20 protein-coding genes are annotated in these 22307 nt (G+C 59.5%); 18 read left to right on the forward strand and 2 right to left on the reverse strand.

All coding sequences use genetic code 11. The annotated features are described in order from the left end of the window. Positions 1-253: 253 nt before the first annotated feature. Positions 254-1819: an amidase gene (locus tag SO139_RS31965; RefSeq protein ID WP_498541202.1), complete on the forward strand. Its 1566-nt coding sequence runs from the start codon at positions 254-256 to the stop codon at positions 1817-1819. A gap of 114 nt (positions 1820-1933) precedes the next feature. After that, a complete protein-coding gene (locus SO139_RS31970) occupies positions 1934-2665 on the forward strand; it encodes a helix-turn-helix transcriptional regulator (RefSeq protein WP_474802285.1) in 732 nt (243 codons plus the stop codon). Positions 2666-3102: 437 nt separating this feature from the next. Here SO139_RS31970 and SO139_RS31975 read toward each other — a convergent pair whose 3' ends face one another. Continuing rightward, positions 3103-3369 carry a helix-turn-helix domain-containing protein gene (locus tag SO139_RS31975; protein WP_498541203.1) on the reverse strand — a complete coding sequence of 89 codons (267 nt, stop codon included), beginning with the start codon at positions 3367-3369 and terminating at the stop codon, positions 3103-3105. A 1199-nt stretch (positions 3370-4568) separates the two neighbouring features. Between SO139_RS31975 and SO139_RS31980 the strand changes: the two genes are divergently transcribed. Genes SO139_RS31980 through SO139_RS32030 form a run of 11 tightly spaced genes read left to right on the forward strand, consistent with a single transcriptional unit; the run spans position 4569 to position 14073 of the window. Then, positions 4569-5252 (forward strand): amino acid ABC transporter permease, encoded by a 684-nt coding sequence (locus SO139_RS31980; protein ID WP_498541204.1) that lies wholly within the window; start codon positions 4569-4571, stop codon positions 5250-5252. Positions 5253-5264: 12 nt separating this feature from the next. Further along, entirely contained in the window at positions 5265-5912 is a 648-nt protein-coding gene (locus SO139_RS31985) for an amino acid ABC transporter permease (RefSeq protein ID WP_498541205.1), read from the forward strand. After that, positions 5896-6624 carry an amino acid ABC transporter ATP-binding protein gene (locus tag SO139_RS31990; RefSeq protein WP_498541206.1) on the forward strand — a complete coding sequence of 243 codons (729 nt, stop codon included), beginning with the start codon at positions 5896-5898 and terminating at the stop codon, positions 6622-6624. Before SO139_RS31985 ends, SO139_RS31990 begins: the two co-directional genes overlap by 17 nt. 36 nt (positions 6625-6660) lie before the next feature. Further along, the gene (locus SO139_RS31995; RefSeq protein ID WP_498541207.1) at positions 6661-7467 is read left to right on the forward strand and encodes a transporter substrate-binding domain-containing protein; all 807 of its coding nucleotides are present in this window, start codon (positions 6661-6663) and stop codon (positions 7465-7467) included. A gap of 25 nt (positions 7468-7492) precedes the next feature. Next, positions 7493-8344, forward strand: a complete 852-nt coding sequence (locus tag SO139_RS32000) for an NAD-dependent epimerase/dehydratase family protein (RefSeq protein ID WP_498541208.1) — start codon at positions 7493-7495, stop codon at positions 8342-8344. A gap of 7 nt (positions 8345-8351) precedes the next feature. Beyond that, positions 8352-9440, forward strand: coding sequence for a mandelate racemase/muconate lactonizing enzyme family protein (locus tag SO139_RS32005; protein ID WP_498541209.1), 1089 nt, complete (start codon positions 8352-8354; stop codon positions 9438-9440). Continuing rightward, positions 9437-10216, forward strand: a complete 780-nt coding sequence (yjfP, locus tag SO139_RS32010; protein ID WP_498541210.1) for an esterase — start codon at positions 9437-9439, stop codon at positions 10214-10216. The genes SO139_RS32005 and yjfP overlap by 4 nt, the downstream gene beginning before the upstream one ends. Beyond that, a complete protein-coding gene (locus SO139_RS32015; protein WP_498541211.1) occupies positions 10213-11877 on the forward strand; it encodes an IclR family transcriptional regulator domain-containing protein in 1665 nt (554 codons plus the stop codon). The genes yjfP and SO139_RS32015 overlap by 4 nt, the downstream gene beginning before the upstream one ends. Positions 11878-11905: 28 nt before the next feature. After that, entirely contained in the window at positions 11906-12643 is a 738-nt protein-coding gene (locus SO139_RS32020) for a ribonuclease activity regulator RraA (protein ID WP_498541212.1), read from the forward strand. A 4-nt stretch (positions 12644-12647) separates the two neighbouring features. Further along, positions 12648-13115: a nuclear transport factor 2 family protein gene (locus tag SO139_RS32025; protein WP_498541213.1), complete on the forward strand. Its 468-nt coding sequence runs from the start codon at positions 12648-12650 to the stop codon at positions 13113-13115. 46 nt (positions 13116-13161) lie between these two features. Further along, entirely contained in the window at positions 13162-14073 is a 912-nt protein-coding gene (locus tag SO139_RS32030; RefSeq protein WP_498541214.1) for a cupin domain-containing protein, read from the forward strand. Between the two features lie 89 nt (positions 14074-14162). On the opposite strand, the gene SO139_RS32035 is transcribed toward SO139_RS32030, so the two are convergent. Continuing rightward, positions 14163-15095 (reverse strand): LysR family transcriptional regulator, encoded by a 933-nt coding sequence (locus SO139_RS32035; RefSeq protein WP_498541215.1) that lies wholly within the window; start codon positions 15093-15095, stop codon positions 14163-14165. Positions 15096-15200: 105 nt separating this feature from the next. On the opposite strand from SO139_RS32035, the gene SO139_RS32040 reads away from it, so the two are divergent. The 5 genes from SO139_RS32040 to SO139_RS32060 all read left to right on the forward strand — a co-directional run bounded on the left by SO139_RS32040 (position 15201) and on the right by SO139_RS32060 (position 22252). After that, entirely contained in the window at positions 15201-16712 is a 1512-nt protein-coding gene (locus tag SO139_RS32040) for a UxaA family hydrolase (RefSeq protein WP_498541216.1), read from the forward strand. 45 nt (positions 16713-16757) lie between these two features. After that, a complete protein-coding gene (locus SO139_RS32045; protein ID WP_498541217.1) occupies positions 16758-18290 on the forward strand; it encodes a UxaA family hydrolase in 1533 nt (510 codons plus the stop codon). A gap of 135 nt (positions 18291-18425) precedes the next feature. Beyond that, positions 18426-19733: an MFS transporter gene (locus SO139_RS32050; RefSeq protein WP_498541218.1), complete on the forward strand. Its 1308-nt coding sequence runs from the start codon at positions 18426-18428 to the stop codon at positions 19731-19733. A gap of 25 nt (positions 19734-19758) precedes the next feature. Further along, positions 19759-20838, forward strand: coding sequence for an Ldh family oxidoreductase (locus SO139_RS32055; protein WP_498541219.1), 1080 nt, complete (start codon positions 19759-19761; stop codon positions 20836-20838). Between the two features lie 100 nt (positions 20839-20938). Further along, a complete protein-coding gene (locus SO139_RS32060; RefSeq protein ID WP_498541220.1) occupies positions 20939-22252 on the forward strand; it encodes an FAD-binding oxidoreductase in 1314 nt (437 codons plus the stop codon). The last annotated feature ends 55 nt before the right edge of the window (positions 22253-22307 follow it).

Here is a 22307-nt window from a genome sequence, read left to right on the forward strand (position 1 = left end):
CGAGGGCATTTGGCTCGTCAGCTTCATGCACTATGATCTCGGATATTTCGACCTGGAGCAGAGAACCTTGCAACCCCAAATCCCCGCCCGCGTAACGCAGCTTCGATGCTTTCTGTGACGGCGCAGCACTATTTCCGTCTCGTTCTCATCTGGATTCACCCTTTCGGGGAATTGCGACTTGGAATCGCGCGGCGTCGAATTGGCGCAAGCTGTCCGATCGCTCACCAGCTCCACCAACGGGAGACGAGACATCATGAGCCAAGCCCCCTACGAGAGTTTTGAAGGCCAGCCGAACCTGGAGCGCCGCCGTCTCCTGGGCATCGCCCTCGCAGGCGTCGCCGGGGCGGTCCTGCCGGCAGCGTCGAGCGCGGCCGTCGCTGGGCCGTCCGAAAAGGTCGATGTCGACGACATTGCCTACCTGACGGCCGGTGAGGTGCTCGCGAGATTCAAGGCCAAGACGCTATCGCCGGTCGAACTGTTGCGGGCGCAGATCAAACAGGTCGAAGCGTGGGAGCCGACGCTCAAGGCAACGACGTACACCTATTTCGACGAGGCGCTGGAGCAGGCACGGATTGCGGAGCGCAAGTACGGGCGCGGTGAACCGGTCCGCCCGCTGGAAGGCATCACGCTTGCCATCAAGGACTATCACTCTGTCAAGGGCAAGATCACCACCTACGGCTCGCGGCTCTACAAGGATTTCGTTCCGGACCAATCCGCGCCGACTGTGGAGCGCCTTCTCGACGCCGGGGCGATCTTGCACTGCCGCACGACGACACCGGAGTTCGCGCATTCAGGTGTGACGGCATCCTTGCTTTGGGGCGTCACGCACAACCCGTGGAATCCTGCCTATACCCCTGGCGGCTCGACGGGCGGAGGCGGCGCGGCCCTGGCCGCCGGCTACACGACCTTGTCGGACGGCACGGATGGTGGCGGGTCTATTCGCATCCCGGCTGCGATGAACGGCGTGTTCGGCTACAAGCCGCCATGGGGACGCAACCCCGACGACCGCGAGCACCCGAATGAATGGCTGATCCACTATGGCGAACTGGCCCGCAGCGTCGGCGATTGCGCTCTGATGCAGAACGTCACGTCCGGCCAGCATCCGGCCGACATGTCGTCCCTGCGGGACAAGGTGGTCATTCCGCCGACCTTCGACGGCATCGCCGGCATGAAGATCGCGCTGTCGATGGACCTGGGCTATTTCGCGGTCGATCCCGAGGTCGAGAAGAACACACGCAATGCCGTGTCGGTTTTGCGTTCGCTCGGCGCCGTGGTCGATGAAGTCGACATCGGCTGGACCAAGGAAATCGAAGAGACATGGAACACCCGGTGGCAAGGCGTGTTCTACGCGCTGGCGGGCAGTCTTCTGACCAAGTCCAGCAACGACGTGGACCCGTACGTCATCAGGATTCTCGAAGAGGGCAAGAAGCTCGACGTCACGAAGTTCTACAACCTGAATACCGTGCGGCAGAAGATGTACGCATCGATGACGAAGATCTTCGAGACCCACGACGCGCTGATCTGCCCGACGACGGCAACGACGAAGATCGTCGCAGGGCGAAGCAGCGAAGAGCCGCTCACTATCAACGGGAAGTCGGTGAACCCCTTTATCGGCTGGTTCATGACGTATCCCTTCAATCTGGTCGGGACCCTTCCCGTGATGTCGGTGCCCACCGGTTTCGATGCTGAAACACGTGTGCCCACCGGGATGCAGATTGTCGGTCCAGCCTATGACGACCTGAGGGTGTTCCGCATCGCGTCCGCGTTCGAAGGCGCGACGCACCCCTGGCAGCGTCGGCGACCGAAACTGGCCGCCTAGCGTGGCTTGACACCTGCGGGCCGCAGGAGGACCATTATGGGCCATGATGAGAGATGGACCTTGATGTCTCTCCCAGCAGCTCACACATTTCCCACCGCCGACCGCGAAGCTCTGATGGGACGCTTCGCGGCCGACCTCGAACAAGCGGGTGACCTCGAGTCCGCCTTGGATGCGTTGCACCAAACTCTGTCGGGCCTTGGTTTTTCCTCCTTCGCCTATGGCATGGCCAGCACGCCCAGAGCGAAAGACGGCACCTTCGCGTCACCCGTCGTGAAGACGCGAGCCTTTCCAAATCGATGGGACCGGCACTGGAGCCACCTTTGCGACCCCTACTACCGGTTTTGCTTCACGACGACCTTGCCCCTGAGGTGGGTCGACGTTCAAGCCCACGAGCGCCTGAGCGCTGGCGAGCGGGCGTGCGTGGACCACCTGAACGACAAGAGCCTGCACTACGGCATCACGGTGCCGATGCACATGCCGAACGGATCATTTGCGTTCGTCAGCGCGATTTCGGAAAGCGCGACCAAATACGAGACCGGTACTTCACCGACGGTCGTCAATGCGCTGTTCGCTTTGTGTCATCAATTCCAGAACACCGCTCTTCGGCGATGGTTGTGGAACCAAGCCGCCGATCCCAAGACTTGGCTCAGCGCGCGCGAGAAGGAGTGCCTGTCCCTCGCCGCGCAAGGGAAGACCTCGGACGACATCGCCCTGATCCTCGGCTTGTCCTGCGAGACGGTACGTTCGCACATGAAGCGTGCGATCCTGCACCTCAACGCATCGAACAGGCCGCACGCGATAGCGAAGGCGATCCAGCTTCGGCTCATCGACATGCCGTTCGCCTAGAACGACTTGTTCAACCTACGGCGCACTCCACGCGCAAGAGTGCAGTCGCCGCTCGCGCGCGCTGCTTTGCAATGTCTTGCCATGGAGCAAGGCGAAGGCTGGACGCGAACCAGGCTGGTGACGCTGCTCGGCACAATGAGGCGGGGCGCTTCTGGTGCGATGGCCAACTGCCTGTGAAATGAAAATCCGCTAAGTGTTTGATTTGCTAGTGGGCCCGGCAGCCGCCATACGAAGCTCCTTTTCTTGAGAAATTTCATGGTTTATCAAGATTTAGATTTAGCGAGTACCAACAAAAATACCAACAAAGTTGTCAAGGGGAATAAGATCAGTCCGGCGCCCCTACGCGCAGTTGCCAGTCGCGCTCTGGTCGTCCATCGCGTCCTATCGAACTATGAAGGTAGGTCGATCGCTACGGTTCAAAGTGATCGGAATTTGCTCTAGCGAGGGCCGTGATCAACCGGGCCCGGATCCGATCCGCTCAGGTGCCTGAGCCGTGCCAGAAACGCGGCGAGGTCGGTAGCGTAAAACAATGTCTTCTTGCCGAACTTGACTCGTTTGAGGTCACCTCGTTTGACCGCGGCGTACAGCGCAGTGCGGCCGATACTGAGCAACTCAAGTGTCTCGTCGACCGCGTACGCCACTTTCGTAAAACCGAGGGCCGAGGGATCGATCGGATCAACTCCAGCGCTCTTATCGTCGTCCACTCTCGACATCGCCTTTTTCGTCGAAACGTAGTCATGGGATTTGCGAGGGTGATGGGCGGCATGGGACGCTCCTCCCGAACCGGTCATGGACTCCCATGACCGGAGCCCGCACTTCGCAAGCGCGAGCTTTGTTTGGGCTGACGCTTTGGGCGCGGCTGCGTCGGCGGCATAAGTCAATTTCCCGATATCTGGGCGTGGTGCTATCGAATTGGCAATTCGCCTGTCGCTTTCCCGATATGTGGAATGAGGCCTTCTGGATCGTTGTACCCGCCATCGGCGTCACGGGGTTAATGGCCTCAATAGTGCTGCTGCTTGGAAGATAAGGAGAACCGCCGTCCAGGCGCGATGCGGCGCCAGCTCGTGGCGCTCCGCTTGCAGAAATTATATAGGTATTTCAATCATATATGAGTTCGTGGTTTTGTTCTGAATGGCGCGCCAGCAATCTCAGGCACTTAGGTTGCCATCAACCGCGTTCGTTGAATAATCGTTGAATAAGACGCTGGTGAACAGCGGCGAACGTTTCCGGAATTTGTTCCCGATATTGACAGACCAGCCTCGGCGCGACGCCTCACTCTAGCTGGCGCATTCGCGAAAAATTTCCGCGTCGCCCTTGGTGTCCGGAAATATTCAAACTGCCGCTAACATGTGGTGGCGTCGGCATACGGCAGTGAGAACGCAATCAGCTTCTTGTGCTCGTCGGAAGCTGCCGTGATCGCGCGTTCGAGTTGAGGCAGGCCTATTGCAAGTGTCGATCTTTTGACGCCGCTTGGACGGACCTCGAAGCACTCACTTGTCAGCACCCAAGCGGCACCGGTAGCCGGCGCTCTATACTGTGACGCCCGATTTAACCAGCTTCCGATCTCAGTCGCGAGACGCGGACGGTTTCGCGGTTCATCCGCTAATGATTCCCACAATATGGGTCACGGGGGGTTGAATCCCATGAGTTTTTGGTCTGGCGAGTCAACGAACGACATGAAATAAAGAACAAAATCAGTATGATGGTGCGCATCAATCCTGAGATGTGGAGCAGAGACCGCTTCCTTCTTTCGGTCTGCGCATTTCGCTCTTGACGCTTTTCCCATATTATGGGAAGAAACCGACAAAAGGGGAGGAGCAACGGTGGCGTATATGCCGCAGGCAGAGATTGCGTATTGCGTGGCCGCAACCCGGCACGCGACGGCCCCTGTGGGGCATTCGCGATGAGCTACACCTTCGATTTTTCGTCGGTCCTGACGTACTGGCCTCTGCTTTTGCGAGGCGCTTGGGCGACGCTTGTTTTGACCTTCTGGGCCACCATCGCCGGGTTCCTGGTCGGCACCCTCTGCGCAGTTGCCAGAACGAGCGGACCGCAGTGGCTGAAGGCAATCGTCGGTGGCTACGTCGAAGTGATCCGCAACACGCCGCTGCTGATTCAGAGCTACTTTCTGATTTTCGGACTTGCGAGTGCAGGCCTGAAACTTCCGATCATGGTGGGAGCAGTGGTCGCGCTCGTCGTTAACGTCGGCGCCTACACGACCGAAGTCATGCGGGCGGGCATTGAATCCATCAAGCCAGGTCAGATCGAAGCTGCCGAGTGTATCGGCTTGTCACGCTCCCAGATATTTTTGCACGTCATTCTCCGTCCGGCGATGGAGCGGGTCTATCCTAGTCTCACGAGCCTCTACGTGCTGCTCATGCTCGGTTCTAGCGTTCTGTCGGCGGTAGGTGTCGAAGAGCTCTTCGGTATCTCCAACCGGGTCCAGAGCGAAACCTACCGAAATTTCGAAGTCTTCGTCGTACTCGGGGCCCTTTATTTGGCGCTCACCGGCCTGCTGCGACTCGGTTTTCACGTGCTCGGTCTGGCGATCTTCACCCGTCGCCGCAAACTGGGCACGCCTTTGTAAGGGGATCGGCAAATGAACACTCAGTTTCTGATCTTTCTGGCGAAAGGCCTTCTCGGGACCGTCATCCTGAGCGCTCTGACGTTTCTGTTCGGCGGAATCGTTGGCTTCATCTTGAGCTTGGCGCGAATTTCACCGGTACGAACGATCTCAACGCTGGCTGGCGTCTACACGCAGTCCGTGCAGGGCATTCCGTTGCTGGTGTTGATGGGCTTCTGCTACTTCGGCCCGAACCTGCTGGGTTTTGACTCAGCGCCCCCCTTGGTCGCTGCGACACTCGCAATGACCATCTTCGCGAGCTCGTATCTCGGCGAGATCTGGTACGGCTGCCTGCTGTCTGTTCCGAAGGCTCAGTGGGAGGCCGCCGAATGCATTGGCCTGACGCGCTGGCAGCGGATGAGCCGCGTCATCCTGCCCCAAGCCGTGAGAATAGCGACGCCGCCGACCGTGGGCTTTCTCGTCATCATCGTCAAGAACACCTCGGTGTCCTCGCTGGTCGTCGGCTACGCGGAACTCTCCTACAACGCCAAGGTCATCAACAATTCGGTGTTCGAGCCGTTCTTGTACTTCGGGCTCGCCGGGCTTCTGTATTTTCTCATCTGCTATCCGCTGTCTCTGAAATCACGTGCCTTGGAGAAGAGACTCAATGTCGCCAATCGTTGAACTCAGGAATGTCGAGAAATCGTTCGGCGGGCTTCAGGTCCTGAAGGGTGTGACCTTCGGGGTGGAGCGGGGCGAAGTCGTCGCCGTCATTGGGCAGTCGGGGTCTGGAAAATCGACCGCGCTGCGTTGTATGAACCGCCTGGAAAAGATCAACGGCGGCGAGTTGATCGTCTGCGGACATGCCTTGCAGGATCCCGCCGTCGATCTCGGTCAGCTCCGGCGCGACGTCGGGATCGTATTCCAGAGCTACAACCTGTTTCCCCACCTGACGGTGGAGGAAAACGTCACCCTGGGACCGCGCCTCGTCAAACGCCTTTCGAAAAGCGAGGCGAAGGAAATTGCGGCCTCGGTCATCGCGAAAGTCGGTCTGTCCGAGAAACTCGGCTCTTATCCGGAGCAGCTCTCCGGTGGCCAGCAACAGCGCGTGGCTATCGCACGCAGCCTCGCCATGCAGCCGAAGCTCATGCTGTTCGACGAAGTGACATCGGCCCTCGATCCGAAGCTCACCGGCGAAGTCCTTCGTGTCATGGAAAGTCTTGCACGTGAAGGCATGACAATGGTTCTCGTCACTCACGAGATGCAATTCGCGCGCAACGTGGCGAACAAGGTGGTCTACATGCGCGACGGGCGTGTCCACGAGATGGGCGGTCCAGACATACTGAAACAGCCGGCCACGTCCGAACTTGCGGAATTCATCGATCACGATCTCTGAGGGAACTTTGTTCGCCATTTAAAAAGGGAGGAAAAATTGAAAATCAGCAGACGTCTTGTTACCGCAGCCTTCTTCGTGCTTCCGCTTTTGGCTAGCGTCGATGTTGCAAAGGCCGACGCGCTCGAGAGAATAAAAGCCGCAGGCAAGATTCGAGTCGCGATCGATCCGGGGCTGCCGCCGTGGTCCTACAAGGACAGCAATCTCCAGCTTACCGGCTCGGAATATGAAACGGCCAAGCTGCTTGCAAAGGATCTCGGGGTCCAGATGGAGGTGGTGGAGACTAACGGTGCGAATCGCATCCCGCTGTTGCTGACGGGCAAGGCGGACATCGTCGTGGCTGCAATGACGATCACCGAGGAGCGCCAGAAGGTCATCGATTTCTCGCTGCCCTATTCGGGGACGTCGACCGCCGTGTCTGCCCCGGCCAGCATGAACATTTCCAAGATCGAAGATCTGATCGGGAAGAAGGTGGCGGTCGCTCGAGGAACGATCATGGACACCGATCTCTCGAAAGTCGCGCCCGCAGGCGTGGAAATCGTCCGCTTCGATGATGAAGCAACGACCGTCACTGCAATTCTGAGCGGACAGCTGGACATTGTCGCACAATCGGTGAGTCTCAACGAGACGATCAGGAAGCGCAATCCGTCCAGGGTCCTCGAGCCAAAGATCTCACTGCGTACGAACCTGGCCGGCATCGGGATGAAGAAGGGCGAGGATGCGCTTCGCAACTGGATCGACGCGTGGATCAAGAAGAGCATGCAGGATGGCGTCCTCACCGAGGTCTACCAGAAATACCAGGGCATCGAATTGCCGGCGGGAGTCAAGGAAGCGGCCCTGAAGTGATCGAAATCGCGAGCCCGAATGACGGGTGTTCGGCCTCGCGATCATTGCATCTCAGCATTGGCAGTCGAGCAAAATGAAGATTTTGATCATTGGTGCGGCGGGTGAAGTCGGCACGGGCATCAGGCGGGAATTGGCGGGCCATTTCGACTTTCGCCTGCTGGACCTGAGGACGGATGGCTTCTCCGAGGCCGACGATGCGGTGCAAGGCAGCATCGGCGATTTCGAGCTCTTGAAAACCGCCATGTCCGGCGTCGACGGCGTCCTGCATCTCGCGGGCTGCACGAGGGACGCAGCGATCGACCAGCAGATCGAAGGCAATATCCGCGGAGCTTTCAACGTTTTCGAGGCGGCGCGGCAGGTCGGCGTGAAGAGGGTCGTCTTCGCAAGTTCGCATCACGTGGTCGGCTACTACCCGCGCAACCGGCGCATCGGTAGCGATGCGATTCTCCGTCCCGACAGTCGTTACGGTCTCACCAAGGCGTTCGGGGAGCAGGTCGGGGCGCTTTACGCCGACAAATATGGCCTCGAAGTCCTGTGCATCCGCATTGGACGTGCTCATGACAAGCCGGAGGACCGCCGGCGGATGTCCATTTGGGTAAGCTGGAGGGATCTCGCGCAGCTGGTACGCATTGGCTTCGAGCATCCCAGCCTTCACTTCTCGGTCGTCTATGGTGTGTCGAACAACGAACGGACGTTCTTCGACAACAGTGCGGCGTTCCGCCTGGGCTATGAACCGCAGGATAATGCCGAAGCTTTTGCCGAGGAGGTTCTCGCGCAACCGTCTGAAAATCCCGAACTCGTCGGCAGCCACGTCATCGGCGGTCATTTCGCCAACAACGAGTTCGTCGGCCCGATCGGCCGCGTCTTCAAATCGTAGGACAAGGATGAAGATCACTTCGATCGAACCGATCATCGCACGTATCCCGTTCCGCGACGGTGGAACAGGCGTCGGGATCACGCCTCAAAGCTGGAATACGCTCGACATCGTCCTGGTGAAGGTCGAGACCGATATCGGCCTCACCGGGTGGGGAGAGGCTTTCAGCTATTTCTGCTACCGCCCGGTCGCCTATGCCGTGCGCGACATGATCGCTCCGATCCTGGTCGGTCGGACGATCGATGATCCTGCCGCACTCAATCTCGAAATACAGCGCAAGCTTGCGCTGTTCGGCCGCTATGGCATCACCATTTTCGCTCTGTCCGGTGTCGATATCGCCTTGTGGGACTTGAAGGCCAAGGCGGAAGGCATTTCGCTTGCCGCGCTTTTGTCTGACCGCCCGAAGCTGACGATCGATGCCTATGCCAGCCTCGTCCGCTACGGCGACAGCGCGTTGGTCTCCCGCTTCTCTGAAAAAGCCTGTAAGGAAGGGTACGGGACACTCAAGCTTCATGAAGTGACCATTTCGGAGATAGGGGCCGCCCGCGCGGCGATCGATCCGGCCATGCGCTTGACGGTCGACGTCAACTGCACGTGGACGACCGATCAGGCCAATGAATACCTGCCCGAGTTGAAATCCCTCGACACGCTCTGGCTGGAGGAGCCGATCTTCCCGCCGGAAGACTATGCGACGATGAAGTCGCTGCAATCGCACGGCGTCGGCCTCTCGGCCGGCGAAAATGCCTGCACGGCCGTCGAGTTTTCGCGCCTGATCGAAGTCGTCGATTACCCGCAACCGAGCGTGACGAAAGTAGGCGGCGTCAGTGAGTTCAGGAAGGTCGCCGATGCGGCGGCGATCCGCCGAAAAACGATCATGCCGCACTCACCCTATTTCGGACCGGGATATCACGCCACAATCCAGCTCACAGCAGCAACGGCCAATGCCGGCCTGTTTGAGTTTCTCTACGTCGAGCCTGAGGCCTGGATCGGCAAGGAGACGCCGTTGCCCGAGCGGGGAAAGATCGTCGTGCCGGAGGTCGTCGGGATAGGCTTCTCGCCCGATCTCGATGTATTGGAGAAGTACCGGGTCGCGCTATGATCGTCATGTTCGAAGACAGGATTGGCGACATTCCGGCGATCCATGCTGCCCCGCAGGCTGCTGTCGATCGCCCTCTGCCGACGGTCTTCTTCTTTCACGGATACCGGAATTCAAAGGAGACGATCGCCTTCTTCGCCTACATGCTGGCAATGAAGGGGATGAGGGCGATTCTGCCGGAAGCGGATCTCCATGGAGCTCGTTTCGATGGTGACGACACGTTCCGGCTGACGCAGTTCTGGGAGCTTCTCAAGCGGAATATCGACGAACTCGATGTTTATCGCCGGCATTACGCTGATCGGGGATTGATCGCCGAAGATCGCGTCGGCGTGGCGGGGACTTCCATGGGTGGGTTCGTTACTCTGGGAGCCTTGGTACGCTACGATTGGATCAAGGCCGCCGCGAACTTCATGGGGGCGGGCTATTTCCTCGACGCGTCGCGAACCATCTTTCCGCCGCTGGGGAAATACGAAGCTTCGACACACGTTGGCCATGACGAGCGGATGGAGCCGCTGAAACGTTATCAGGTTACGTCCGAGTCAGTTGGGAGGCTTGCGCGAGTCCCTGTTTTCACCTGGCACGGGATGCGCGATGAGATCGTTCCGTGGGGCGAGAGCGTGCGGCTTCAATCGGACCTGTTGGCCGCGGGCGCCGCTGATAAATTCGAGCTTGTGATCGATCCATTCGGAACGCATCGTGTGTCCGCCGATGGTGCGGTCCGGGGAGTCGACTTCCTCGCTAAGCACCTGCGGGCCAGTGAGGCGAGAGCAGATCGATGATTGCTACAAACAAGCCTGATCAGGACGAATTGAACAACGAGACTGGGGGAAGCGTTCCCGGTACCGGCCTGCTCAACAAGTCTCTCGACATTCTTCAATATGTCGGCGAGACAAATCGGCGCCTCAAGGTCAAGGACTTGGCCGCAAAGACAGGGTTTTCGAAGAGTACGCTCTATCGAATACTGGCGGCGCTGAGTACGCGCGGTTTCTTGGCAATGGACCGCCGCGACCAATCCTACATTCTTGGTCCCAAGTTCACATCGCTCGCCAGCAGCGTCAGTCGCAGTTCGGAGTTGATTGCCGTCAGCTCCGCGATCCTGAAAAGCATCGCAGACGCCTACGGTGAGAACGTCAATCTGGCCGTCATGAATGGTGATATACAGCAGGCCATCGCTCGATGGGAGGGGCGCGGCGCGCGCGCGTTTGCTGCGGCGCTGGGAGAGCGGAAGCCGCTCTACTGCACGGGCCTTGGAAAATCTCTGCTTGCGTTCCAGGAGGAGGCGGCCCGCGAAAGGCTGATCTCGCAAATCGAATTCACCCGCTACACTCAAAACACGATTATGTCGGCTGAGGAACTCAGGGCCGAAATCAATTTGATTCGTGTGCGAGGCTTTGCGGTCGACAACAACGAGATCATCGACGGCGTACGATGCGCTTCTGTTCCGATCTTCGATCCAACCGGCTCGGCTATCGCCTCAATCAGCGTAACAGGCCCGTCCTATCGCATGTCGGATGACAGGCTTGGTGAGCTGGCGTCGATTATTCGGAAGGCATCTCAACAAATATCGCGAGCCCTGCTCGCGAGCCGGGCAGGTCCAGCGACAGTCGCGACGGGCAGTTTCTTCGGCAAACCGCTCCGCGTCCATGACGTGCAGTCTTTCAGCATTCAAGCCATGGTGTTTGATCCGGACAGAAGGATTCTATATTGGGCTGACGGCCCGGGCGCGTGCATTTGCCGCCTGACCGAGGGGCGCCGCGAGGTGGTTGCCTGGTTCGACAGCCCGGTCGTAGGTCTCGCGCTGGGCTCTGGCGGCAAAGTTCTCTTCACCATTACTGAGAGTGCGATCTGGCGCATCGATGCCGATGGCACGGATACGGTCGCGACCAAGCTCGTTGAAGGCGATATTCTCGAGCGGGCCCGCAATCTCACCGTGACGGCCGCCGGCAAGATCGCCGTCGCATTAGCGGCCGATGATGGACGAGGCTCGCTGGCTATCTTCGATGGAGGTGGCGAGTTGAGGCAGCTCGAAGTGATATTGGTAGCAACTATCGGTGTGTTCAAGGGACTGGGTCCAGAGACGGTGCATATGGTGTGCCCCGATTCGGGTCGGATAGGCTCCATTGACCTGTCTCGGTCTAGTCTGATCCCAACCTACCGCAATCACGTCGTCGCCGATGTGCACTCCATCAGCAATGTGACCATGGACGCTGAGGGCGACATCTGGGTGAACCGCGCTGACCAATGGTGCATCAGCTGCCACGATTCCGATGGTGCCGCAAAGTTCACGGCGCCTTTGCCGGTCCCAACGCCCACTGCATCCGCGTACGATTCCCAGACTCGATCGATGTTCATCGGCTCCGACAGAATCGGCTGTACGCCGAACTTGCTGGAGCTTGCCCCACTCGCCGGCGGGATCGTCGAAATGATCAAGCCCGTCTGACCAAGCCGAAAAACAGGAGTTATCCATCGTGACGAACAAGATTGAATTGCAGCCCGACACGCTCGACAAGCTGAAGGCGTGCAGCGTTGCGACCCTCACCACCCAATTGTTTCGGCGCAATTTCCGCCAGCAGTTCCTGGTCGGCCTTGCTCCGCTCAGCAAGGAGGTCGAGCCGTTTGCTGGCGAGGCCTTCACATTGCGCTTTATTCCGTCGCGCGAGGACAAGGACTGGGATCTCGGCGATCTGAAGAAGCGTGGTGAAGACAACATGCAGTGGGAGGCGGTCGAGGCGATCGAAGCCGGGCAGGTGCTGGTCATCGACAGCCGTGGCGACACCCGAGCGGCGTCGGCCGGAAACATGTTGATCCTCCGTATGAAGCGCAAAGGTGTTGCTGCAGCCATTACCGATGGCGCCTTCCGCGATGGCACGGAAATCTCCAAAATGGACTTCCCCGCCTATTGCGCCGGAAATACCGCGTCGACAAGGCCGGCCTATCTCCGCGCCGTCGACATGCAGCTGCCGATCGGCTGCGCCGGCGTTGCGGTCTATCCTGGCGACATCATCGTTGGCGATAGCGACGGCGTCGTGGTCATTCCCCGGCAACACGCCGATGCGATCGCGAAGGATTCCTTCGAGCAAGAACAGCGTGAGCAATTCCTCTTCACGAAGATCGACGCCGGTGCGTCACTTTGGGGCACGTACCCACCGAACGAGGAGACGCTGAAGGAATACGCCGAATGGCGTGCCAATCGGGCGAAGGGATGACTTGATGTCTGAGCTCGCACAAAAAGCCGAAGCCCTTATCCGTCGGTATTTTCAGGCCTGCAACGACGCAGACCATCAGGGTCTGGTCGATTGTTTCACCAACGATGCGGTTCACTATTTTCCGCCTGGTCTTCCTGGGGCGCCCTGGCGCGGCGCGGGCGTAATCGCCGACGGCTGGGTCTGGTGCGTCAAGACGCTGGGATCGCGCTGGACGATCGAAAAGATTCTGGCCGCGCAGGATGGCCGCGAGGCCGTAATCGAATGGACGCATTGGAAGACGGCAATCGGCGAAGTGCTTCGTGGAGATGAGTGGTACGTCTTCAACGACGACGTCACCCGTATCCGCGAGATCCGCGCCTACTATGCCTCGCCGGTCAACAAGGCGGAACGCGTGAACAAGCTTCACGAGTTCGACTACGAAGCGCGGGGATACGCCCTGCAGGCGCCGTCTCCGGCGCCGAAGATCGCCTGAGGAGCCGCTTGCACACTCGCGTGAAATTGCATCAGAGGATACGACAATGACGTTGCCTGACTACAAGAGAACGGCGTACGCGCGACACTATGAGGAAGCTGCCCAGGTCCGGGAGGCCGACGGTTCCAGCACGTGGATTACGCGCGGCGCAAATTTCGTGATCGCCGTGACCGAGGGGAAGCAAGGCACGACGCTCGTCCGGGAGGAGAACCCGGACGAGTATATGCTCATTCTCCCGGCGGGGACGCGCGCGACATTGTCTGCGGGGGAGCAGACGGTGGAGGTGGGGGGAGACACACTGTCCATCCTTCCTCCGGGCAAGAGTGCAATAGCGCTTCTTGATTCAGGCAATATCGTACGCATTTTTTCCAGCAGGGCAGAAGATCTCGCAAATGCTGCGGTTAATGCACGTTCATACGACCGGCCGCTCGAGGGTCTGGCGCCGCTCAAGGACTGGCCAGCGCCGGTGGGTGGTTTCAAGATCCGCAATTACGATCTTTCGGCGCATGTCGACGCAAATGGGCCGCTGATTCAACCTCGGATATTCCGTTCGACGAATCTCATGGTCAATATTTTCGCGCCGTTTCATTCTGCGCGCGATGTGAAGAAGCTTGGCCCTCATCATCATGATGATTTCGAACAAGCCTCCATTGGGTTGGCCGGACAATTTGTTCATCACATCCGTTATCCCTGGAATAGCGACCTTGGAGAATGGCACGCGGACGAGCACACCGAAATCGCCAGTCCGTCGGTGGCGATCATCCCGCCGCCGCTGCTCCATACGACTCGAAATGTCAGCGCCGACGGGGCTCGTCTGATCGATGTTTTTGCGCCGCCGCGAGCCGATTTCTCATTGAACCCTGGCTTTGTGCTGAACGCTGACGAATATCCGATCCCGCCGGAGATACAGTCGCAAAAGGTCACGACCGCAGCCAACGTTTCGAGTTGGCGAAAGTAGCGCGATTTGTCATCTGCCGCTTGAAACGTAGCGCTCGTTTCGAGGGAATCGAGCGCTACCTCGAACTCATGCAGCGTTATCCTCGGCGCTCATGCGGTCGTGAGAACCGGTGAGCGCTCCGCCGGGCGATGGGTTGCATGCCGTCCTAAATCGATCAGCAAACTTCTCACGACAGGTGCGATATCATTCTGATCTTCTGTTCGCCAAATGACGTGCAGGTCGGCTGTCTGGCCGTTCCCAAGTTCGATAGGACGGAAAGTAACGTTGTCGAAACACGCGTTGCGGGCCTGCTCCGGCACGATGGCTATGCCTAGGCCGACGCTGACGAGCGACAAAATCGCCTGCGCATGACTCAATTGCTGCACGATGCGCGGACGAACGTGAGCAGCTGCGAACGCTGTTGTGAAGATGTCACGCACATATTGCCCCTCAACTGAGTACATGATGAAAGATTCGCCGTCGATGTGCGACAACTTCGGTCGCCGAAGGCGCGCCAGAGGATGATTGACCGGCAGAGCCAACGAAAACTTCTCGCGATAGACGCAAGCAGACCGCAATCCTTTTTGCATCGGGAGAGGTCGTGCGAGGCCAAGATCCAAACGGCCGCGCTCTAACGCTTCCAGCTGGCTCAGTGTCGTGCCCTCATGGAAGTTGACCGTGACGTCCGGCAGCTCCGACTGAACCCTTGCGGCCAGACGCGGCAAAAAACCGTATGAGCTCGCTCCAATAAAGCCAATTGCGATCGTGCCGACATGTCCATGAACAGCCCGTCGGGCGGTTTGGGTTGCGCTCTCGGCTCTCTGCAGCAATTCAATGGCTTTCGGCAGAAAGGCGCGACCTGCGGGCGCCAAGTGCACGGTTCGATTGGTCCGCGTGAGCAACGGAGCCCCAAGTTCTTCTTCGAGTGATTGAATCTGCCGACTGAGCGGCGGTTGTGTCATGTGCAGGCGCCGCGCGGCCCTGCCGAAATGTAGTTCCTCCGCGACAACCACAAACGCTCGCACCTGGGCAAGGTTTAGCATTGATGCAAATCCGGTATCATTTTCATACGAAAATAGGTTTAGACGAGCATCAATTTCACGTCTACCAGCAATTCAAACAAGATTTTGCAGGGGTGGACGCGGGACATGACAGTTTCCCACACGAACGGCGCCTTCCGAGGAGAAGCTGCTGACAATGTTGCGGTGGCGTTACCCGCAGCCGAGACCGGCAACGGTGCGCGTCGATCCAATCCACACGGCTTCAAGATTGCCACGAATGAAATTCGGCAAGGCGAGCCCGTGATCAAGGGCGGCAGCGTGATCGGCTATGCCAGCGCCGACATCGCCGCTGGCAGTCGTATCGACGGTGCAAACGTCCGCGATCGGCTCGACGATGAACGTCCAATCCTCCGCTCGCGCCCGCAATCGTTGCCAATCCTCCCGAAGGAGGAGCGAGCTACTTTTCAGGGTTTCGTGCGGGAAGATGGCCGCGTCGGCACGCGAAACACAATCGGGGTGTTCATCGTCGGCAATTGCGGTGCGACGGCTGCGCGCAAGGCGGCTGATTGGTTTGACGCCGACCGTTTGGTTGATTTTCCCAACGTCGATGCTGTGGTCCCATACATCCATGAACTCGGTTGCGGCATGGAAATGTCCGGCGAGCCGATGGATCTGCTGCGCCGGACTATCTCTGGATACATTCGTCATCCGAATACGGCTGCGGCGGTCGTCGTGGCGCTGGGCTGCGAACGCAACAATCTGAAGGTCTTCCTGGAAAAGGAACGTCTGGCCGTCGGTGACAGGTTGCAAACGGTCACGATCCAGGAGGTCGGCGGCATTCAGGCCGCCGTGGATACCGCCAAGGCGATGATCACGAAGATGCTGCCGATCGCCAACCGATCTAAACGACAGACGGTGGGAGTAGAACACCTTGTGGTGGGACTAAAATCTGAATCGCCGGACGGCTATGTCGGGCTTTCGGCAAACCCCGCGCTTGGTGTAGCCGTGGACCTGCTGATCCGCAACGGCGGCGCCGCGATCCTGTCGGAGACCCCCGACATGGAGCGCGTTGCCGATGATCTTGTCGCGCGTGCCTCGATGCCGTCCGTCGCGGAAAAGCTGACTGAGCGCTTCGACTGGTGGCGCGAGCACAGCCGCAATCGCGACACGCATCTGAGCGGCCAGATCGACAAGACGAACAGCGATGCCGGTGTCGCTACCTTGCTGGAGAAATCGCTCGACAGTCTGAAGAAGGCGGGAGGCGCTCCGATCGCGGATGTTTATCGATATGCCGAGCGGGTTCATGCAACCGGCCTCGTCTTCATGGACACCCCCAGCTACGAACCGGTCTCAGTCACCGGGCAAATCGCCGGAGGCGCGAATCTCATCGCGCTCACAACGGGCCTGGGGTCCGTTTTCGGTTCTCTCCCAGCCCCGACCGTCAAGCTGGCATCGAACAGCGAAACGTTTGCTCGGATGGCTGAAGATACCGACCTGGATTGCGGTCCTGTGCTCGACGGTGAGTTGTCGGTCGAAGCAATGGGCCGACAGATTTTCGAGGCCCTGCTTCGATACGCCTCCGGCGAGAAAACGAAGGCCGAGATCGACAGCGTTGGAGAGAACGAATTCGTGCCCTGGCCGATCGGAGTTCTTGCTTAACACTCGTTCCTATCAGATTGCAGAACAAGGTCGGAGTCATTGAAAATGAGCGATGCTGCTCCTAATCCCTTCATAAGGCTTGATCCCCGCGACAACGTGGTCGTCGCGCGAATGCCCGTCAATGAAGGCACAGCAGTACCGAGCGAGGCCGTCGTCACGCAACAAGCCGTGCCTGCCGGTCACAAGATCACGACGCGCCCGGTGCGGGCAGGCGAAGCTATCCTGAAATACAACACCGTGATTGGCTATGCGGCCAGTGACATTCCTGCCGGCACACATGTTCATAGCCACAATATTCGTTTTGACGACGTTGAGAAGGACTATGCGTTTTCGCGCGACTACCGTCCGACAGAGTACGTCCCGAAAGCAGAGCGCGCGACTTTTCAGGGCATCGTGCGCGGCGATGGACAAGTTGCCACCCGCAACTTCGTCGGCGTATTCACCGTCAGCAATGCCGGCGGCTCAGTTGCGCGCAAGATTGCGAACTGGTTTACACTCGACCGCACGAGCAGCTTTCCCAATATCGATGGCGTGGTTCCGTTCGTGCACGAGCTCGGCGACGGCATGGAGCGGAGCGGCGAGCCAATGGACCTGCTGCGACGGACGCTCGGGGGCTATCTCGCCCATCCTAATATCGGCGCTGCGCTGCTGATCGCGCAAGGCGGCGAAGCCAACGACATCGAATCCCTGCTCGCCAGCCAGGGGCTCGTCGAAGGGCCGCGTCTGCGTACCTTGGTGATACGGGACGCTGGCGGGCTGCGACGGGCCGTCGAGGAGGGCAAGCGGCTCGTTGAGGCGATGTTGCCGCTGGCCGACGATGCGCGTCGGCAGCCGGTGTCCGCCGAGCACTTGAAGATCGGCATGCAGTGCGGCGGCTCCGACGGCTTTTCGGGGCTTTCCGCCAATCCGGCGCTCGGTGCTGCCATGGACATCCTGGTCCGCCACGGCGGCACGGCAATCCTGTCCGAAACGACCGAGATCTACGGCGTGGAGCATACGCTCACGGCGCGCGCGGTGACGCCGGCCGTGGGACAGAAGCTGGTCGACCGGATGAACTGGTGGCTCAAATACAATGAAGGCCGCGACTGCCAGATCAATGGACGGGTCAGTCCGGGCAACAATGCCGGCGGTCTCGCCAACGTGCTGGAGAAGTCGCTCGGCGGCGCCAAGAAGGGCGGCAACTCCCCCCTGATGGAAGTGTATCGCTACGCCGAGCCGGTCCAGCAACACGGCCTCGTGTTCATGGATACGCCCGGTTACGATCCCGCCGCTGCTACGGGGCAGATCGCGGGCGGCGCCAACATGATCATGTTCACGACCGGCCGGGGCTCATGCTTCGGCTCGGTGCCGGCGCCGACGATCAAGCTGGCTTCGAATACGCCGATGTACGAGCGCATGATCAGCGACATGGACGTCAATTGCGGAGTCGTGATCGACGGCATGGCTACTCTGCCGGAGATGGGTGAACGCATCTTTCGACAGCTCCTGCGCCATGCTTCGGGCGAAAAGACCAAGAGCGAACTTTCCGGCATGGGAGAAAACGAATTCATGCCGTGGCCGATCGGCGTGACGGTCTAGGCGCTCGCGCGTCTGAAAATTGGCTCTGTCTGGTCTACGAGCCGATCGCCGGCATTCCAAGTGATGCAGTCGGGCAATCTGCCCGGCTTGAGACAAGCAACGAAAAAAAACAGTCGATAATTGTGGAGGATGGACGTGTCGAGCATTTCTCTATCTCCAGTGGCCAATGTCGAAGCTGGAGTGATTGGTCGATCGCGATGGGTCAATGTCCTGCCGATCGCCTTTGTCATGTACACCATTGCCTATTTCGACCGGGCAAATATCGGTCTCGCACTGCCATACATTACGGCGGATCTGAAATTGACGCCGACCCAGGCGGGGATTGTTGGCGGCGCGTTCGCATGGGGATATGCCGTCACCCAACTGGCCGCGGGGTGGATCGTTCTAAGAATCGGGTCGCGAAACGTCATCGGATGGGCGCTCATTCTCTGGGGAATCGGTGCCGTCGGCACAGGGCTCGCCAGAGACTTCTGGGAGCTCGCCATGATGCGAATCATCCTCGGCCTGTTCGAAGGCCCTGTCTTCGCAGCGACCTCGGTCCTGCTGTCACAGTGGTTCATGAAGCCCGAGCGTGGTCGGGCTTTTGGAATCTGGAACCTGAGCTCGGCTTGCGGGGCTTTCCTGGCTGGGCCGATCTCGGGCCTGTTGCTGGCGAGTTATGATTGGCGGGCGATGATGATCGTCGAAGGACTTCCCGCATGGATTTGGGCCGTTCTTTGGTGGTGGCGAATTCCGTCCTCGCTAGCGAAAGCAAAATGGCTTCCCGAGGTCGAACGTGTTCAGGTTGAGAACGCGATCGCGGCTGAACAGGCTGCTTTGACGCCGGAAAAGGAGACGCCCTGGTGGACGCTTATGGGTGAACCCGCGGTGTGGTTCACACTTGTCGGATTTGGCTTGACCAATTTTCTGATTTCCGGCTTCCAGGTTTGGTTGCCGACGGTTCTGAAGCAAAATGGCAATCTTGACCCCGTCGCTCTCGGCATCATCAGCGGTCTGCCCTTTCTCGTGGGCATTGCCGGAGTGTTCTTGAATAGCTGGCATTCAGACCGCAACGGCCAGGAGCGGCGTCTCCATGCGGCCATTCCGGAGATGATCACAGGAATCCTGCTGATCATTGCTGCACTGATGCCGGTCTCCTTGTTCTGGATTCAGGTGGTACTTTTCGTGGCGCTCGGCTTCACCATGAAGATGTATCTGCCGATGGTCTTCTCTAATCTCACGGAAATCTATCCCAAGACAAAGGCAGTAGCCGCGATTGCCTTCATTAGCGGCCTTGGCAATTTGTTCGGGGGATTCGTCGGACCGGTTCTCATTGGATATCTGCGTCAAGTCACGAGCGACTTCGTGGTGCCGTTTGTCGTGCTCGGGGCGGCCGGCCTGGTCGGAGGAATCTGTCTGGCGCTCGTGCGGGCGCCGGCTCGTTCCGTCCGCGATGCGGTCTGAGCATTTGTAGGGAGACAGCGCGATCATGTCATCGTCGGAACGAGACACAGGATGCGAGGCCAAACGCTTTGACGCCGCAGCACTGCTGCGCTTTGCTATCGATCTCTTTGGCGCAGCGGGCGTCGACGCGGAAAAGGCGACGACGATGGCCGAGATTTTGCTCGAGGCCGATCTTCTTGGACATACAACGCACGGGTTGGCGCTGGTTCCACGCTACATGCAGGAGATCGAATCCGGATCGATGACCTTGACCGGAGAGCCCGAGGTCGTCTCGGATCGAGGCGCTTGCGTGGCTTGGGATGGGCGGCGGTTGCCGGGAACATGGCTGACCGCCAGAGCCATTGATCTGGCACTGGCGCGCATCGGCAATTACGGGATGGTCAGCGTCGCGATCGGCAACAGCCATCACCAGGGCTGTCTCGCCGCCTATCTGCAGCGCGCGACCAGACACGGGTATGTGTTGCTGATCGCAAGTTCTGGTCCAGGCGTCAGCACGGTTGTCCCGCATGGAGGCGCGAGAGCGGCGCTGTCTCCCGCTCCGATAGCAGCGGGCCTGCCAACGTCGGGCGATCCGCTGATGATCGACGTCAGCGCTTCGATCACGACAAACAACATGGCTTACCAGTTGGCCGACGCTGGAACGCGTTTCCCGCAACCGTGGCTGCTTGACGCAGACGGCCGCCCCACGGACGACCCTGGTGTGTTGCGGCAGGGAGGCGCCATTCTGCCTGCCGGCGGCTTGGATCATGGTCAGAAGGGCTATGCTTGGGGATTGATCACCGAGACGCTGAGCCAGGGGCTATCTGGACACGGCCGAGCTGATCAGCCGAAAGGCATGATCAACGAGGCGTTCATTCAGCTCATCGACCCGAATGCATTCGCGGGCGCTCGTGCATTCGTTCGCCAATCTGATGCAATCGTGGGATCGTGCCGAGCCAGTACTCCAAGGCCTGGCTTTGATGCTGTCCGGATGCCCGGGCAAAGCGCGCTCGATCGGAAACGCAGCAGTAAACACGGCGGACTGGCGCTCAGCCAGACACTCGTCTCGGCTCTGAGGCATTGGGCCGAGAAATACGATATATCAATTCCGAGAAGTATCGGATGAGCGGTCAAAGAGCGTTCTTAGCCAGTCTTCGCTCAGCCCTCGGCGATCATCCCGGCTCGCTCCTGACGGAGCCGGCAGATTTCGCGGGCTATGACCGCGATTGGCTGCGCCGCCGGGAAGGCCGCCCCCTGGCTGTGGCTCGACCGGCGAATACGGGGGAGGTTGCGGAAACAGTTCGCCTCTGCCGCAGCCACGGGATTGGCATCGTGCCGCAAGGCGGGCCACTGGCCATGTCGGCGGCGCAACGCCGGACGCGAGCGGCCAACAACTCGTTCTCAGCCTCGGCCGAATGAACCGGGTCCGGTCAGTCGATCCGATAGGCGATATCGTTGTCGCCGAAGCCGGTTGCTCGATCGCGATGGTCAAGGAGGCGTGTGCGAAAGCCGGACGCGCATTGCCGTTTGGCATCGGCTCGGACGGCTCTGCCCAGGTAGGCGGCATTCTATCGACCAACGCGGGCGGTCATATGGCGCTCCGTCATGGCGTTGCTCGAGACCTCGTGCTCGGGCTCGAGGCCGTTCTGTCTGATGGCTCCGTTCTCGAAGGGCCGAAGGAGCTGCGCAAAGACAATACCGGATTTGATGTTGCGAGAATGCTGATCGGCGCGGAGGGAAGCCTCGGTCTGATAACGTGTGCGGCCCTTCGTCTCGTTCCGTCTCCCAAGGAATCGTTCACAACACTCGTGGGCCTATCGAGCGTCGAAGCGATGATGGATTTGCTCGTGCGTTTGCGTGAACGAACCGGCCCACGGCTCGCGGCTTTCGAATTAATGATGCCGGCCGCGATGCAGATGGCTTTGAAGGATGCGGGAAGTTCCCGCGTTGCCATCGGCGCGGCCCACAATTGCTACGCGCTGGTCGAGCTCGACGATGTCGTCCCAGGCAATGGCCTGCGCGCCTTGGGAGAAGAGGTCTTCCACGAAGCATTGGAATGTGGGCTCGTCGAGGATTGCGTTCTGGCCGAGAGCCTTTCGCAGCGACAAGCGTTGTGGTCGCTCCGCGAGGCTCTGCCGGCGCTTCAATCGCGCATAGGCGTCAGCTTCAAGCACGATCTGGCCGTTCCGCTGCCAAAGCTCGCCACGTTCCTGAGCCGATCTCACGAGGCGATCATCGATCGTTTTCCTGAACTGACGCCGATCATCTTCGGTCACGCCGGCGATGGAAATCTGCATTGGAACGTTCAGGCGTCTACCCCGACCATCCCACAGCAGGAACGCATCGCTTCCGAGTTGCGGACAATATTGTTTGATCTCGTCGACGCGGTGGGCGGCTCGTTTAGCGCAGAGCATGGCGTTGGCCGCATGTATCGTGATCAGCTCGCGTCGCGGGGTGGACGAGGGCGGCTCGCTGCGATGCGCACCGTCAAGTCCGCACTCGATGCAGACGGTCTTATGAATCCCGGTGCCGTCTTGTAAAGACGCGCCTCATTGCAACCATAACCTTCTAGAGAGGCCCATGTCCGAGCGTCCA

Source organism: Bradyrhizobium sp. UFLA05-89, from assembly GCF_059803475.1.

Coding starts and splice junctions, on each gene's coding strand:
- SO139_RS31965 (WP_498541202.1), top strand. CDS start 254: ATGAGCCAAGCCCCCTACGAGAGTTTTGAAGGCCAGCCGAACCTGGAG.
- SO139_RS31970 (WP_474802285.1), top strand. CDS start 1,934: ATGGGACGCTTCGCGGCCGACCTCGAACAAGCGGGTGACCTCGAGTCC.
- SO139_RS31980 (WP_498541204.1), top strand. CDS start 4,569: ATGAGCTACACCTTCGATTTTTCGTCGGTCCTGACGTACTGGCCTCTG.
- SO139_RS31985 (WP_498541205.1), top strand. CDS start 5,265: ATGAACACTCAGTTTCTGATCTTTCTGGCGAAAGGCCTTCTCGGGACC.
- SO139_RS31990 (WP_498541206.1), top strand. CDS start 5,896: ATGTCGCCAATCGTTGAACTCAGGAATGTCGAGAAATCGTTCGGCGGG.
- SO139_RS32005 (WP_498541209.1), top strand. CDS start 8,352: ATGAAGATCACTTCGATCGAACCGATCATCGCACGTATCCCGTTCCGC.
- yjfP (WP_498541210.1), top strand. CDS start 9,437: ATGATCGTCATGTTCGAAGACAGGATTGGCGACATTCCGGCGATCCAT.
- SO139_RS32015 (WP_498541211.1), top strand. CDS start 10,213: ATGATTGCTACAAACAAGCCTGATCAGGACGAATTGAACAACGAGACT.
- SO139_RS32025 (WP_498541213.1), top strand. CDS start 12,648: ATGTCTGAGCTCGCACAAAAAGCCGAAGCCCTTATCCGTCGGTATTTT.
- SO139_RS32030 (WP_498541214.1), top strand. CDS start 13,162: ATGACGTTGCCTGACTACAAGAGAACGGCGTACGCGCGACACTATGAG.
- SO139_RS32035 (WP_498541215.1), bottom strand. CDS start 15,095: ATGCTAAACCTTGCCCAGGTGCGAGCGTTTGTGGTTGTCGCGGAGGAA.
- SO139_RS32040 (WP_498541216.1), top strand. CDS start 15,201: ATGACAGTTTCCCACACGAACGGCGCCTTCCGAGGAGAAGCTGCTGAC.
- SO139_RS32045 (WP_498541217.1), top strand. CDS start 16,758: ATGAGCGATGCTGCTCCTAATCCCTTCATAAGGCTTGATCCCCGCGAC.
- SO139_RS32055 (WP_498541219.1), top strand. CDS start 19,759: ATGTCATCGTCGGAACGAGACACAGGATGCGAGGCCAAACGCTTTGAC.